At 27.0% G+C, this 15,760-nt stretch carries 13 protein-coding genes and 2 other annotated features (1 of these 15 cut by a window edge); all 13 genes read left to right on the top strand.

The annotated features are described in order from the left end of the window. Positions 1-70, top strand: a binding site (T-box leader); it begins 171 nt to the left of the window's first position. Between the two features lie 47 nt (positions 71-117). The 13 genes from asnS (at position 118) to CLOACE_RS02655 (ending at position 15,627) form a co-directional block, all read left to right on the top strand. Continuing rightward, the gene (gene asnS, locus CLOACE_RS02715; RefSeq protein WP_070109513.1) at positions 118-1,512 is read left to right on the top strand and encodes an asparagine--tRNA ligase; all 1,395 of its coding nucleotides are present in this window, start codon (positions 118-120) and stop codon (positions 1,510-1,512) included. 629 nt (positions 1,513-2,141) lie between these two features. Beyond that, positions 2,142-2,909 (top strand): LamB/YcsF family protein, encoded by a 768-nt coding sequence (locus tag CLOACE_RS02710; protein WP_070109582.1) that lies wholly within the window; start codon positions 2,142-2,144, stop codon positions 2,907-2,909. 24 nt (positions 2,910-2,933) lie between these two features. Then, positions 2,934-4,196 carry an NRAMP family divalent metal transporter gene (locus tag CLOACE_RS02705; protein WP_070109512.1) on the top strand — a complete coding sequence of 421 codons (1,263 nt, stop codon included), beginning with the start codon at positions 2,934-2,936 and terminating at the stop codon, positions 4,194-4,196. 42 nt (positions 4,197-4,238) lie between these two features. Then, complete coding sequence (gene pxpB, locus CLOACE_RS02700) at positions 4,239-4,964, top strand: 5-oxoprolinase subunit PxpB (RefSeq protein WP_070109511.1); 726 nt, start codon at positions 4,239-4,241, stop codon at positions 4,962-4,964. Then, the gene (locus CLOACE_RS02695) at positions 4,965-6,002 is read left to right on the top strand and encodes a 5-oxoprolinase subunit C family protein (RefSeq protein ID WP_070109510.1); all 1,038 of its coding nucleotides are present in this window, start codon (positions 4,965-4,967) and stop codon (positions 6,000-6,002) included. It begins immediately after the preceding gene. A gap of 517 nt (positions 6,003-6,519) precedes the next feature. Beyond that, positions 6,520-7,032, top strand: a complete 513-nt coding sequence (locus CLOACE_RS02690; protein ID WP_070109509.1) for a DUF2179 domain-containing protein — start codon at positions 6,520-6,522, stop codon at positions 7,030-7,032. 64 nt (positions 7,033-7,096) lie between these two features. After that, positions 7,097-7,597 carry a TspO/MBR family protein gene (locus CLOACE_RS02685; RefSeq protein ID WP_242866380.1) on the top strand — a complete coding sequence of 167 codons (501 nt, stop codon included), beginning with the start codon at positions 7,097-7,099 and terminating at the stop codon, positions 7,595-7,597. Between the two features lie 191 nt (positions 7,598-7,788). Then, positions 7,789-8,946, top strand: a complete 1,158-nt coding sequence (locus tag CLOACE_RS02680; RefSeq protein ID WP_070109507.1) for an amidohydrolase — start codon at positions 7,789-7,791, stop codon at positions 8,944-8,946. A gap of 27 nt (positions 8,947-8,973) precedes the next feature. Next, a complete protein-coding gene (locus CLOACE_RS02675) occupies positions 8,974-9,504 on the top strand; it encodes a macro domain-containing protein (protein ID WP_070109506.1) in 531 nt (176 codons plus the stop codon). A 384-nt stretch (positions 9,505-9,888) separates the two neighbouring features. Continuing rightward, positions 9,889-11,187 (top strand): branched-chain amino acid transport system II carrier protein, encoded by a 1,299-nt coding sequence (brnQ, locus tag CLOACE_RS02670; RefSeq protein ID WP_070109505.1) that lies wholly within the window; start codon positions 9,889-9,891, stop codon positions 11,185-11,187. Between the two features lie 186 nt (positions 11,188-11,373). Continuing rightward, positions 11,374-12,681 carry a branched-chain amino acid transport system II carrier protein gene (gene brnQ, locus CLOACE_RS02665; RefSeq protein WP_070109504.1) on the top strand — a complete coding sequence of 436 codons (1,308 nt, stop codon included), beginning with the start codon at positions 11,374-11,376 and terminating at the stop codon, positions 12,679-12,681. Positions 12,682-12,783: 102 nt separating this feature from the next. Next, positions 12,784-12,995, top strand: a binding site (T-box leader). Positions 12,996-13,048: 53 nt separating this feature from the next. Beyond that, positions 13,049-14,740 (top strand): arginine--tRNA ligase, encoded by a 1,692-nt coding sequence (gene argS, locus CLOACE_RS02660; protein ID WP_070109503.1) that lies wholly within the window; start codon positions 13,049-13,051, stop codon positions 14,738-14,740. Between the two features lie 89 nt (positions 14,741-14,829). Next, entirely contained in the window at positions 14,830-15,627 is a 798-nt protein-coding gene (locus tag CLOACE_RS02655; RefSeq protein ID WP_070109502.1) for a ribonuclease H-like domain-containing protein, read from the top strand. The last annotated feature ends 133 nt before the right edge of the window (positions 15,628-15,760 follow it).

Here is a 15,760-nt window from a genome sequence, read left to right as displayed (position 1 = left end):
ACTTATTTAAGTTGGCTTTGTCATTAAGCAATTTGGGTGGTACCGCGAAATTTAGTCTTTCGTCCCATGAGGGTGGAGGGCTTTTTTGTATTTCACATATTAATAAGGAGGATAAAAATGAAAAGTACATTAATAAAAGAAATTTTTAGAAATTCAGAAAATTTTTCAGGTAAAGAAATAAAAATCTCTGGTTGGATAAGAACATCAAGATCATCTAAAAGTTTTGGATTTATAGAATTAAATGATGGAAGTTTTTTTAAGAACATTCAAGTAGTAGTAGAAGAAGATTCCTTAGAAAATTTTAAGGAAATCACAAAGTTGCCTATAAGTACTGCAGTAAGCGTAGAGGGAATATTAGAATTAACTCCTGAATCAAAACAGCCCTTTGAAATAAAAGCTAAAAATATTGTAGTAGAGGGTATTTCTTCTTCAGAATATCCATTACAAAAGAAAAGACATTCTTTTCAATTTTTAAGAACTATAGCACATTTAAGACCTAGAAGTAATACTTTTTCAGCTGTATTTAGAGTAAGGTCTTTAGCAGCTTATGCTATACATAAGTTTTTTCAAGAAAGAAATTTTATATATGTAAATACTCCTATTATAACAGGAAGTGACTGCGAAGGTGCAGGAGAAATGTTTAGAATAACAACAATGGATTTAAATAATGTACCAAAAGATGATAAAGGAAATGTAAATTATTCTGAGGACTTTTTTAATAAAGAAGTAAATCTTACTGTAAGTGGTCAATTATCTGCAGAAGCATATGCATTAGCTTTTAGAAATGTATATACTTTTGGTCCAACTTTTAGGGCTGAAGATTCAAATACTACAAGACATGCTGCAGAGTTTTGGATGATAGAACCTGAAATGGCTTTTGCAGAACTTAAAGATTACATGGATACAGCAGAAGCAATGATTAAATATGTAATAAAATATGTTAGAGAAAATGCTCCAGAGGAAATGGAATTTTTCAATAAGTTTGTGGATAAAGAATTATTTAACAGATTAAATAATGTAGCAAATTCTGAGTTTGGAAGAATTACTTATACAGAAGCAGTAGATATATTAAAAAAATCTGGTGAAAAATTTGAATATGATGTAGAATGGGGAATAGATTTACAAACAGAGCATGAAAGATATTTAACAGAAAAGGTATTTAAGAAACCTTTATTTGTTACAGATTATCCTAAAGATATAAAAGCATTTTATATGCGTATGAATGATGATAATAAAACAGTTGCAGCAGCGGATTTACTTGTACCTGGAATAGGAGAAATAATAGGTGGAAGTCAAAGAGAAGAAAGACTAGATATACTTGAAAAAAGAATGGAAGAAGTAGGACTTAATAAAGAAGATTATTGGTGGTATTTAGAGCTTAGAAAATATGGAAGTACAAAACATGCAGGTTATGGATTAGGATTTGAAAGATTAATAATGTATTTAACAGGTATGGGCAATATAAGAGATGTTATTCCTTTTCCAAGGACACCAGGATCTGCAGAATTCTAAAATTCTATTAAATAGAAAAACTATGTAATAAATTTATTGCATAGTTTTTTTATTTAATAGAATTTAAAATTAAAAAAGTTTAAATTTTATGAAAAAATGTATTGAAAATATTTTTGTATATATTAAAATTAATATGAAAATTAAATTTTTAATATGCAATCATGCAAAATAAATATTCAAATCAAGATATAAATACTTATATTGCTTATAATATTACATATTAATGGTAATATGGTAGATTTATCAAACTAATATAATAAAAAACTCTAGCATATTACAAAAAAGTATGGATTAACATTTAAATATATTATTATGACTTTTAATATAATGATTAAAATTATGCAAAAATATAATAAAAAATGAATATTTTCTTGCAATAAAAATTATTAAATTAATAAAAAATAATTTAATTTCAATATATATTAATACTAAATCAAGTAAAAACATATTGAATTAACAAAAATTAAATATTTTTTTTAATAAGAAGGTAATTTTTTAAAAGTGTAGAATATAATATAGTGTAAGAAAAATGAATGAATAAATATACAAATTGCATAAATATATATCAATGAAATATACGTAGTAGTAATTAATTTGTAGAATGTGGAAAGGGGGAGTCTTAAGTGAGTATAGTAGTTGATTTAAATAGTGATGTGGGAGAAAGTTTTGGAAATTATAAAATAGGATTAGATGAAGAAGTATTGAAGTATGTTTCTTCCGTAAATATTGCTTGTGGTTGGCATGCTGGTGATCCTGTTATTATGGATAAAACTATTGATATAGCTATAAAAAATAAATTAGGTATTGGTGCTCATCCAGGTTATCCTGATTTAATGGGATTTGGAAGAAGAAAAATGGATATTAGTTTAAAAGAAGCTAGAAATTATACAATATATCAATTAGGAGCTTTAAAAGCTTTTGCAGAATCTAAAAAATATAAAATTCAACATATAAAACTTCATGGAGCCTTTTATAATTTTTGTTCAGTAAATTATGATATGGCTAAAGAGGTAGCAAAAGGTATATATGATGTAGATAAAGATATTATTGTTATGGGTTTAGCTGGAAGTTTAATGATTAAAGCTGCTAGAGATGTAGGGTTAAAATCAGCAGAAGAAGTATTTGCTGATAGAGCTTATAATGCAGATGGCACTTTAGTTTCAAGAAAATTTCAAGGTGCGGTAATAGAAGATAAAAATTTAGCTATACAACGGGTAATTAGAATGGTGCAAGAAGGAAAAGTAAAAGCTATAAATGGTGAAGATATAAATATAAAAGCTGATTCTATATGTGTTCATGGAGATAATCCTGAAGCTTTAGAATTTGTTAAATTGATTAAGAGAACTTTAGAAGATAACAATGTTTCTATAAAACCTTTAAAAGAATTTATTAAATAGTTAAATAAAAAGGGGGTCTCTGCTATGGCGGAAAATGCTAGAAAAATATATACAAATGAAGATGTGTATTCAGATAAAAAAAATAAGAAAAAAAATCTTTCAGCTTTAATTGGTGCAGCTTTTATAATGGCTACATCAGCTATAGGACCAGGATTTTTGACTCAAACAGCTGTATTTACAGAAAAGTATATGGCTACTTGTGGTTTTATTATTTTAGTATCTATTTTAATTGATATTGGAGCCCAAATGAATGTATGGAGAGTTATAGGAGTTTCAGGTCTTAGAGGGCAAGATATTGCAAATAAATTGTTGCCAGGATTAGGGTATTTTATAGCTTTTATTGTAGCATTAGGTGGACTTGCTTTTAATATAGGTAATGTAGGTGGAGCAGCTTTAGGTTTAAATGTACTTTTTGGTGTAAATATAAAGGTAGGAGCAATAATATCTGCAGCAATAGCAGTTTTAATATTTTTATACAAAGAAATGGGAAAAGCTATGGATATGTTTACAAAAATACTAGGAGGTCTTATGATAGTAGTAGTGGGATATGTATGTATTTCCACAAATCCTCCAGTAGCAGAAGCAGCTTATAGAACTTTTGTACCAGAACAAATACCATTATTGCCAATATTAACTCTTGTAGGTGGTTCTGTAGGTGGATATATTACTTTTGCTGGCGGTCATAGATTAATAGATGCAGGAATTACTGGAAAAGAAAATGTGAAAGAAATTACAAAGTCATCAATATTTGGAATATTAATAGCTTCTGTTATGAGAGTGTTTTTATTCTTAGCAGTATTGGGAGTAGTGTCAAAAGGATTAAAATTAAATCCTGATAATCCTCCAGCCTCTGCTTTTATGCATGCAGCAGGAACTGTAGGATATAAATTCTTTGGTATAGTGCTATGGGCAGCAGCTATAACATCTGTGGTGGGAGCGGCATATACTTCAGTGTCATTTTTAAGAACATTTTCTGATAAGATAGATAAGAATAATAATAAATGGATAATAGGATTTATAATAGTATCTACAGCTATATTAGTTTTAATAGGTAAACCAGTAAAATTATTAATAATAGCAGGTTCTTTAAATGGATTAATATTACCTATAACATTAGGAACAATGCTTTTAGCATCTATAAGTCCTAAAATTGTAGAGAATTATAAGCATCCTAAATGGCTTTTATTATCAGGAATAGTAGTGGTAATAATATCTCTTTATGCAGGAATACAATCTCTATTAGGAATGAAAGCTTTATTTGCAGGAATAAAGAGCTTATTTATATAAATTGTGAGAACAAAAGATAATTAAACATTGAGGTGGTATTTTATGTATAACAATCCCAAGTATTTATTGGCAGGGGACAAAGCTATTATTATAGAGTTTGGAAATGAAATAAATAAAGAAATTAATAATTGTGTTAGAAATATGTATTTAGCTATAAAAAAATATAATATAAAAGGCATAGTAGAAACTATACCAACATACAGATCTATATTAATAGAATATGATCCCCTAACAATAAATATAAAAGATTTAAAAAATAAACTTTATCAGGTTCAAAGTAAAATGAATGATATTCAAATACCAGAACCAAGATTAATAGAAATTCCAACAGTATATGGAGGAAAATATGGACCGGATTTAAAATTTGTTGCAAAATATAATAATATTACTGAAAAAGATGTAATAAAAATTCATACTTCAGTAGATTACTTAATATATATGCTAGGTTTTACACCAGGATTTACTTACCTAGGTGGTATGTCAGATAAAATAGAAACTCCTAGGTTAGAGACACCAAGATTAAAAATTCCAGCAGGTTCTGTAGGAATAGCAGGTAAGCAAACGGGAATTTATCCTATTGAAAGTCCTGGAGGATGGCAGTTAATAGGCAGAACACCTATTAAGATATATGATTCTTTAAGGAAAAATCCTATTATGCTTAAAGCAGGTGATTATTTAAGATTTGTTCCAATAACTGAAAAAGAATATGAAGATATATTGCAAGTAGAAAATTACTATGAAAATAAAGAAGACAAGGAAGGGAGATAAATGGCAGACTTAAAGATAATAAATGCAGGACTTTTTACAACTATTCAAGATAAAGGACGTATAGGTTATCAACAATTTGGCATGTCCACAGCTGGAGCTATGGATGAATTCTCTCTTAAAGTAGGAAATATATTATTAGGAAATGATGAATATGAAGGGGCATTAGAAATTACAATGGTAGGTCCTCAAATAGAATTTAATACTAGTACTGTAATAGTTATTACAGGTGCCAATATAAGTCCTAAATTAAATAACAATTCTATACCTATGTGGCATTCAATTAAAGTAAAAAAAGGTGATGTTCTGTCTTTTGGAGGGGCAAAATCTGGCTGCAGATCTTATATATGTTTTGCTGGTGGTATAGATGTTCCAAAAGTTTTAGGTAGTAAGTCTACATATGTTAAAGCAGCAATAGGAGGTTTTAAGGGTAGAGCTTTAAAAAGCGGAGATGAAATTAATTTAGTTAAAATTAATAAAAGTCTAGATCATATAGCTAATAGAACTATACCTGAAAATTTTATTCCTAAGTACTTTAAAAACCATGAAATTAGATTGATATTAGGTCCACAGCATGAAAGTTTTTCAAAGGAAGAAATAGAGAAATTTTTAAATTCGGAATATGAAATTTCAAATCAAGCAGACAGAATGGGATATAGGTTGTCTGGTCCAGAAATAAAACACATTAAAGGGGCAGATATAATATCTGATGGTATTGCTTTGGGTTCTGTTCAAATACCTGGTCATGGTATGCCTATAATAATGATGGCTGATAGGCAAACTACTGGAGGTTATACAAAAATAGCTACAATTATATCTACAGATATACCAGTTTTAGGACAAGCTAAACCAGGGGATAAAATAAAATTTAAAAACATAACTATAGAAGAAGCTCATGAAGTATTAAGAAATTATAATAATTTATTTAAAAATATAAAGAAAAGCATTTATAAAAAGTTTTTAAATATAGCCGATGAAAATTTATTTTCAGATCATAATAACGATTATTATGATGTTTATTATGAAAAGGTTTTTAAATAAGAATTTATATACTTAGGTTGTTGAATAAAAAATACTTGAGATAATTTGCAGATACAAAATAATTAAAAATAAGCTGTATAAAAATAATAAGACAGCGGCATAAAGAGAGTTTGTAAATAATTTGAATAAATTTTAGAGACTCTTAGAATAAAAAATAAAAAAACTCCGTAATTCATCACAGGACGTGATGAGCCAATTTCCGCCCCAAGGATGGGGCATAAATTGGGTAGGAGTTTTTTTATTTTTTATTCTTAGAGTGTCTTAATGAAATGACTTATTTACAAACTCTCTTTATGCCGCTGTCTTATTATTTTTATACAGCTTATTTTTAATTATTTTGTATCTGCAAATTATCTCAAGTATTTTTTATTCAACAACTTAATACTAAATGTTTTCTAAATAAAATATACATAAAATCCATAAAATTAATTGTAAGTTTCCTTTGGAATTAAATGCATATATTGTATAATGTAATGTAAATAGATAATGGTCAAATATAGTAAATGGGAGGGGTTATATGCTAGAATATTTAGGTATATTTTTAGCAAAGATATTGGAAGTATCTCTTATGACTATAAGAACAGTACTTATTACAAGGGGTGAAAAAATTTACGGAGCTATAATAGGTTTTTTTGAAGTATCTATATGGGTTTATGTTGTTAGTTTTGTATTAGTTGGATTAAAAGAGGATCCTATTAAAATAGTAATTTATGGATTGGGATTTTCTTGTGGAATTTATTTAGGATCCATAATAGAGGAAAAAATTGCTTTAGGACTTTTGACTATTACTGCAATTACTTCAAATGAAGAAGGAGAAAAACTAGCTAAAATACTTAGAGATAGACAAATAGGAGTTACTGTTATTCAAGGAGAAGGTATAAATAGTGAAAAGAGAAAGCTTTTACTTATACATGTTAAAAGAAGAAGAAAAAATCAAGTAGTAAAGTTAATAGAAAATAGTAATATAAAAACTGTAATATCTATAGCCGATACAAGAACTGTATATGGAGGATTTGGCATAAAAAAATAATTTGCGAATAAAAACTGTATTTTTGTAATAGTATTTAAAGAATACAGTTTTTAGAGGTGGTATTTTGCGTAATATATTTAAAGTAAGTGGAAGAATAAATATATGGGCATTATTAATTAGTATAATTTTAGCTGAAGTAATAGGTATAATATTGCCGGTTTTAACAGTAGATATAAAAGAGTCACTAGCAACTTTAAATAAACCTGTTTTTTTATCATCAAGTTGGCCTTTTCCTATGCTATGGGCAATAATATATATATTTATAGCTTTAGCAGCTTATAGGGTATGGATGATAGGAAAAAGAGGAATAAATGTAAAATGTGCTTTAGTACTTTATTTAGTACAATTATTATTAGTTTTTTTATGGTATATAATTTTTTTTAAATTCAAATTTATAGGATTATCATTTTTTGAAATAGTGCTTTTATTAGGTTTTATAATATTTACTGTATTAGAATTTAAAAAATACGATAGAATTTCGGCAATTTTAATTATACCATATATTGTACTGGTGGCTTTTGCTACTATATCAAATTATTTTTTTTGGATATTAAATTTTAATTAAATTAATTTATTTTTATTATTAATAAAAACTATTGAGTATATATAGGCTTTGGATAAATTACTTTTATTAGAGACTATTTATTATTCAATGGTTTTTTATTGCTTAATAATATAAATTCTATTTATATAAGGTTTTCTTGTATAATATAAGTATAAAATAAAATTTAATACTTATATTGGAGGGGTTAAAAATTGATTTTAATAATAAATGCTAATATATATACTATGGCAGGAAAAAATTATAAAAATGGATGCATATTAATTGAAAATAATATAATAAAAAAAGTATCAGAGAAAATAGAAATTAAAGAAGAGTATAAAATACTTGATGTTAAAGGAGCTTTTGTTATGCCGGGTATAATAGATGCTCATTGCCATATAGGCATAATGGAGGAATCTATGGGATTTGAAGGATTAGATTTAAATGAAGCTACAGAGCCAATAACTCCTGAGTTAAGAGCAATAGATGCTATTAATCCTTTTGATGAATCTTTTAAAAGAGCTATAAAAGCTGGAATTACAACTGTTATGACAGGACCTGGTAGTGCCAATGTAATTGGAGGACAATTTTGTATAATTAAAACTAATGGTGTTTGTGTAGATGATATGGTGGTTAAAGAGCCAGCAGCTATAAAAGCAGCTTTTGGAGAAAATCCTAAAAGAATATATAAGAGTAGGAAGAAATCTCCCACTACTAGAATGGCAATAGCAGCTTTATTAAGAGAAACTTTAATTAAATGTAAAGATTACAAATATAAAAGATATAAATCAGAAAAAAACAATGAATATTTTCAAAAAGATTTAAAAATGGAGTCTATACTTCCTGTAATTGATAAAAAATTGCCTTTAAAAGTTCATGCTCATAGAGCAGATGATATATTAACAGCTATAAGAATAGCAAAAGAATTTGATATAAAAATAACTTTAGACCATTGTACGGAAGCACATTTTATCGGAAAATATATAAAGGAAAGTGGATTTCCTGTTATAGTGGGACCTAGCATAACTTCAAAGAGCAAAATAGAAACAAAAAATAGAAATAACAAAACAGCTGTAGAACTTAATAAAATTGGAATTGATTTTGCTATAATGACAGACCATCCTGTGGTTCCAATAGAGTATCTTCCAATTTCTGCAGGATTAATGGTTAGAGAAGGGCTTCCAATAGAAGCAGCTCTTAAAGCTATTACTATAAATCCAGCTAAAATTTTGGGTATAGATGATAAATTAGGTAGTATAGAAGAAGGTAAGGAAGCAGATATATCAATTTTTAATGGAAATCCTATGCAGACTTTAACTAATACATTATGTACTATAATTGGAGGAAAAATAATTTATAATAATTTTTAAATGTTTATTTTTAAGGAGGAAAATTTTATGAAAATAAAGGATAAAGAAATAATAATAAAAAAAGGGGATATAACAGAAGAAACTAGTGATGCTATTGTAAACCCTGCCAACAGCCATTTAATGCATGGTGGAGGAGCTGCTAGGGCTATAGCAGTAAAAGGTGGGAATCAAATAGATAAAGAAAGTAGAGAAATTATTAAAAAAATAAAATACATTCCAGTAGGTAAAGCTGTTATTACTAATAATGGTAATTTAAAATGTAAATATGTTATTCATACAGTTGGTCCTAGAATGGGAGAAGGCAATGAAGATGAAAAGTTAAAAAATGCTGTATGGAATTCTTTAACTTTAGCAGATCTTTATAATTTAGAGTCTATATCTTTGCCGGCTATTAGCTCTGGAATATTTGGTTTTCCTAAAGATAGGTGTGCTGAAATATTACTTAGCACATCTATGAAGTTTCTTAAAGAAAAAAATACAAGCATAAAAAAGATTATAATGTGTAATTTTGATGAAGAAACTTGTAATATATTTAGGGAAAAAGAAAGTTTTTTATAAATTTTAGTAAACCTTTATTGTCAATAATTTATTTAAACAAAATTATTGACAATAAAGGTTAATGTGAAGCAATTTAATATAAAAATTAAGAAGTTTTTCATATTTCTATTTTTATAATTATATATGGTATTGTTTTATAATTTTATTAATAACTATGATAAATATTGCATAAGTAATAGTTAAGTAATGTAAGTAAAAAATAATATATTAATAAAAAAGTATTAGGTATAATTATAGATTTTGTATATTATAGTAGTGAACTTATTTGAATTAAGTAATAAAACCTACAGTAAAAAATGAATTTTGAATTTGCTGAATTTTATAAATATTTAATAATATGATATAATAAATGTAAATTATTTAGAACTAAAAGGGGGAAGGAATATGAAAAGCTCGTCAGATTTTATAGTAATCGGTTTCGCTCTTTTTGCCATGTTTTTTGGAGCAGGAAATTTAATATTTCCACCATATTTAGGGCATTTAGTAGGAGACCAAGTATTAATTGGAATTATAGGATTCCTTATAACAGGTGTAGGATTGCCACTTTCAGGAATTATAGCCTGTGCTAAGTGTAATGGAACGTTTTCAGAAATATCATCAAGAGTAGGAAAAATATTTTCTCTTGTAGCTACATCAGCTCTTGTTATAGCTATAGGACCTATGCTTGCAGTACCAAGAACAGCAGCTACAACTTTTGAATTAGGAGTTCATCCAGTGTTTCCTTCAGTATCACCTGTAATATCTTCTATTGTTTATTTTGGAATAGTTTTATTTTTCGTTCTTAGACCTTCAGCAATAGTAGATAATATAGGAAAAATATTAACACCAGCACTATTAGTTATGCTTTCCGTTATAATTATAAAAGGTATAGTAAATCCTATAGGAACTATTACTCCAACTGATTTTCAAGGAACTTTTTCAAAGTCATTGTTAGAAGGATATCAAACAATGGACGTTATGACTTCTGTTATGTTTGCATCAATAATATTAGCCTCTATTAGATCAAAAGGATATGAAGAAAGTGAAGTTACTAAAGTTACTGTAAAGTCAGCCGTTGTAGCAGTAGGAGGATTGGCTTTTATATATGGTGGACTTATGTACTTAGGAGCACAAACTACAACAATGTTCCCTAAAGATGTAGCAAGAACAGAATTGCTTACAGAAATAGTAAGATTAGACTTAGGAAGTATAGGAAGTGTAATATTAGGAATTGCAGTAGGACTAGCATGTTTAACAACTGCTATAGGACTTATTTCTACAGGAGCAGAATTTTTCTCAGAAAAAATATTTAATAAAAAAATATCATATAATGCATTAGCAATAGTTCTTGCAGTAATTAGTGCAATACTTGCTGTAAGAGGTGTTGACCAAATAGTTAAGTTAGCTGTACCAGTTTTAACTGTACTTTATCCTATAGTAATAGTGTTAATTATTATGACATTAATGGGAGACTTAGTTAAAGATAATAGAATAGTAAGATTTACAACTTACGTAACTTTGGTAATAAGTTTAATAGATACAATAAATGGATTAACTAATCTTCCATTAACTGCAGCAATATTAAAAGTAATACCTTTATCATCTGTAGGTTTTGCATGGATTATACCTTCAGTGTTAGCATTTATAATTGCGTCTTTCATTTATAAGAATAAAGATAATAATTCATCAGCAATTGAAGGTTAAAAAGTTTTGTTTGCTAGGTTAGAATACTAAATATAAAATAAGAGTGTTGGTTTTTAAACCAACACTCTTATTTTATATTTTTTTATATATTCAGAATAATTTATATATTATGAAATAAAATATTTTACTTGATTAAATTGCAAAAGTATGATAATTTATTAAGAAAAAATAAATAAGGAGGAGTAAATAATGGAAAAATCATCAAAAAATTTAGTAATAATAGGATTTGCACTATTTGCAATGTTTTTTGGAGCAGGGAACCTCATATTTCCTCCGTTTTTAGGAAGGTTAGTTGGTACTAATTTTCTAACGGCAATGATAGGGTTTCTTATAACTGGAGTAGGTTTGCCACTTTGTGGGGTTATAGCTTGTGCTAAAATTAATGGAACTTTTTCAGATATGGCATCAAAAGTAGGAAAAAAGTTTTCTATTATAAGTACAACTGCACTTATTCTAGCCATAGGACCTATGTTAGCAATACCTAGAACAGCAGCTACAACTTTTGAATTAAGTATTCGTCCAATTTTCCCATTCATATCCCCAACGGTATCATCTGTTATTTATTTTTGTGTAGCATTAGTATTTGTACTTAAACCTTCGTCAATAGTAGATAATATAGGAAAAATATTAACACCAGGACTTTTAATTATGCTTTCTGTTATAATTATTAAAGGAATTATATCACCTATAGGAACTATTGGACAAACTGCAGCTCAAGGAGTGTTCACAAAATCTATGTTAGAAGGATATCAGACAATGGATGCTATGGCTTCTGTAATATTTGCATCTATAGTAATTACTACAGTTAAAGCAAAGGGATATAAAGAGCCTAAAGAGATTACTATGGCAACAATAAAATCGGCTATGGTTGCTGTGGTAGGTTTAGCATTTGTATATGGAGGACTTATGTATTTAGGAAGTCAAACTACTTCTTTAGTACCAGAGGATGTATCAAGAACTGAATTGCTTACAACAATAGTGAAGATGGATTTAGGAAGTATAGGAAGTATAGTATTAGGTTTATGTGTTGCTTTAGCTTGTTTGACAACTGCTATAGGACTTTTATCAACTGGATCAGACTTTTTCAATAAAAATATATTTAAAGAAAAAGTTTCATATAATACAATTGCTATTACAATGGCGGTAATTAGTGCTATACTAGCAGTAAAAGGTGTAGATCAAATAGTTAAATTATCAGTTCCTATTTTAAATATACTTTATCCTATAGTTATAGTGTTGATAATCATGACATTAATGGGCAAATTAGTAAAAAGTCATAGAGTAGTAAAAGTAACTACTTACGTAACAGCAATAATAAGTGTATTAGATACTATAAATGGATTAGGAAATTTTAATGCAATTAAGGGAATATTAAAAATGATACCTTTATCTGATAAAGGATTTGCTTGGTTAGTACCAACTGTAATTGCATTTTTAATAGCTTCATTATTATTTAAAAGAGAAGACAATGAAATAATATCAAAAAGAGTCTAATAATTTTATTTATTTTGTATTTAATGAAAATTATAAAAATATCTATATATTGACAAAGAGTTTGTACAAATAATATAATTAATAGTATGTATAATAATTGTATTAAATTCTGTGAATAGGAAAGTACTTTTTAAGGAGCTTTTAGCGAGCAGTAGTTGGTGAAAGTCTGCAGTGAATTAAAAAGGAAAAGAGCCTTGGAGAAGCTTGAATAAAAAGGTATAATTAATATCATAAACAAGTCGCTAACTGCGTTAAAGTTTTGAGAGGACTTTTTGTCAATAAGAGTGGTACCGCGGAATAACCCCGTCTCTGTTTTTTTGCAGAAATGGGGTTATTTATTTATAAAAAAATATGGAGGTAGTAATGTATGGATTATAAAAAATTAATAGCTAAAAAAATTAAAGAAAATGTGGATTTAGATGAAAGTTTTATAGAAAAACTTATAGAAATACCACCAAAATCAGAAATGGGTGATTTTGCATTTCCTTGCTTTCAATTAGCAAAAAAATTTAAAAAAGCACCTAATGTTATAGCAGCGGAACTAAAGAATAAAATAGATTTAGAAGGCTTTGAAAGTGTGGAAAATTTAGGACCTTATTTGAATTTTTTTGTGGATAAAGGAAATTTTAATAAAGAAACTATAGAATTAATATTAAAAGAAAAAGATAAATATGGTGCTTCTGATTATGGAAAAGGAAAAACTATTGTAGTGGAATATTCTTCTCCCAATATAGCAAAACCATTTCATGTAGGACATTTATTTAGTACAGCTATAGGAAATTCTTTATATAAAATATTATCTTTTGAAGGATATAATTGTGTTAGAGTTAATCACTTAGGAGATTGGGGAACACAGTTTGGAAAGCTTATAGCTGCTTACAAAAGATGGATAAATGAAGAAGCTTTAGAAGAAGAACCTATAAAAGAATTATTAAGAATATATGTTAAGTTTCACGAAGAAGCAGAAAAAAATCCAGAGCTAGAACAGGAAGGAAGAAAACATTTTAAAAATTTAGAAGATGGATGTGAAGAAGAAGTTAGCTTATGGAGTAAATTTAAAGATTTAAGTTTAAAAGAATTTAAGAAAGTATATAATGCATTAGATGTTGAATTTGATTCTTATGCAGGAGAAAGTTTTTATAGTGATAAAATGGAAGGTGTAATAGAAAGCATTGATAAAAAGGGATTGTTAGTGGAAAGCAATGGAGCAAAAGTTGTTATGCTAGATGAGTATAATATGCCTCCTTGTATAATAAAGAAATCTGATGGAGCTACAATTTATGCAACTCGTGATTTAGCTGCAGCTATTTATAGAAAAAATACTTATGATTTTTATAAGAGTATATACGTAGTTGGAACTCCTCAAGCACTTCATTTTAAACAAGTATTTACTACATTAAAATTAATGGGACATGATTGGGCAGAAGATTGTAAACATGTAGGATTTGGATTAGTAAAATTTGCAGATAGAAAGCTTTCTACAAGAAATGGTGATGTAATATTCCTTGAAGATTTACTAAGAGAATCTATAGAAAAGACACTTGAAATAATTAATGAAAAAAATCCTGATTTAGAAAATAAAGAAGAAGTGGCTAAAAAAATAGGTATAGGTGCAATATTATTTACATATTTAAAAAATAATAGAGAAAAAGATATTGTATTTGATTGGAAAGAAATATTAAATTTTGATGGCGAAACAGGACCATATATACAGTATAGTTATGCTAGAGGAAAGAGCATATTAAGAAAAGTAAATAATATACCTAATGATGCTAATTATTCAAGATTAAATTCTAAAGAAGAATTTGAGCTTATAAAGCTTTTAGAAGGATTTAAAAATTCTATATTTAATGCAATAAATAAACTAGAACCTTCAATACTTACAAGGCATGTAGTAGAAATAGCAAAGGCATTTAATAAATTTTATAATAGTTGTAGCATTTTAAATGCAGAAGATGAAGAATTAAAATCTGCTAGAATTAAACTTGTAGAAGCATCTTGCCAAGTGATTAAAAATGGATTAAATTTAATAGGAATTAAAACAGTAGATAAAATGTAATATATAAACATATTTTACCTAATACATTTTAATATTAAGTATATTTAATGTATAATTAAATTAGGATTATTTAGTTTGGAGGAAAAAATATGTTTGTAAAAGAAATAGAACAAGAACTATATATTCCTAATAATATTTTTAGCAGTTATGCTATGCATGATATAGTTTATTTTGATATAGAAACTACTGGATTCGATAAAGAAGAAGATAAGATTATACTTGTGTCTTTAGGAGCGTATAAAACTAAAAGCAAGTTTGTAGTAAAACAGTATTATGCTGAAGAATTAGATGATGAAATAAAATTATTATATGCTTTTAGTAAAGATATAGAGGGTTATGAAAAATGGTGTTCTTATAATGGTATAGCTTTTGATGAACCTTTTGTGGAAAAAAGAATGATTAAAAATGATGTTTCTTTTATGTTTCCAGAAAAGCATATTGATTTATATAGAATAATAAGACCTTATTATAAGCAATTAGGCATGGAAAGATGTAATTTAAAAACTGTTGAAAAATATATAGGAATTAATAGAAAAGATAGAATTAATGGTGGAGAAAGCGTAAAATTATATTATGAATATCTTAAAAACAAAGATATTAGGTTAAGAGATACAATAATGCTTCATAATTATGAAGATGTGTTAAATTTACCTAAAATATTTAAACTAGTATATAAAATAGAACAAGATTCTAGCCTCATACCAATGAATGCTATTACAGATAAACAATTAAATTATTTAACTTTTTTATTAACAAAAAATAATATTAACTTAAATAAGGATATTGAAAAAATATCCAAAAAAGCAGCATCCAGGATTATTAATAATATATTAAAAGGAAACAAAGATGTAGAAAAATTAAATAAAATAATTAATAATAGCTATTAAATTTATTAATAGTTGATTGCAAAACTAATAGTTTAAAAAATTAAATACTGACCTTAAGTTATAAATATTAAATTTTTAAAAAACAAACTATAGATTAAGCAACTAATGATTTTATTGAGAGTATATTATCTTT

The organism is Clostridium acetireducens DSM 10703 (assembly GCF_001758365.1).
Lineage (GTDB): Bacteria > Bacillota > Clostridia > Clostridiales > Clostridiaceae > Clostridium_C > Clostridium_C acetireducens.
The sequence above is the reverse complement of the archived record's forward strand: the minus strand, read 5'-3'. Positions and strand labels throughout refer to the sequence as shown.

What these genes read in the sequence shown, in the direction of transcription:
- CLOACE_RS02655 (WP_070109502.1), top strand. Translation starts at nt 14,830, where the DNA reads ATGTTTGTAAAAGAAATAGAACAAGAACTATATATTCCTAATAATATT.
- CLOACE_RS02690 (WP_070109509.1), top strand. Translation starts at nt 6,520, where the DNA reads ATGCTAGAATATTTAGGTATATTTTTAGCAAAGATATTGGAAGTATCT.
- CLOACE_RS02705 (WP_070109512.1), top strand. Translation starts at nt 2,934, where the DNA reads ATGGCGGAAAATGCTAGAAAAATATATACAAATGAAGATGTGTATTCA.
- argS (WP_070109503.1), top strand. Translation starts at nt 13,049, where the DNA reads ATGGATTATAAAAAATTAATAGCTAAAAAAATTAAAGAAAATGTGGAT.
- CLOACE_RS02695 (WP_070109510.1), top strand. Translation starts at nt 4,965, where the DNA reads ATGGCAGACTTAAAGATAATAAATGCAGGACTTTTTACAACTATTCAA.
- CLOACE_RS02675 (WP_070109506.1), top strand. Translation starts at nt 8,974, where the DNA reads ATGAAAATAAAGGATAAAGAAATAATAATAAAAAAAGGGGATATAACA.
- pxpB (WP_070109511.1), top strand. Translation starts at nt 4,239, where the DNA reads ATGTATAACAATCCCAAGTATTTATTGGCAGGGGACAAAGCTATTATT.
- asnS (WP_070109513.1), top strand. Translation starts at nt 118, where the DNA reads ATGAAAAGTACATTAATAAAAGAAATTTTTAGAAATTCAGAAAATTTT.
- brnQ (WP_070109505.1), top strand. Translation starts at nt 9,889, where the DNA reads ATGAAAAGCTCGTCAGATTTTATAGTAATCGGTTTCGCTCTTTTTGCC.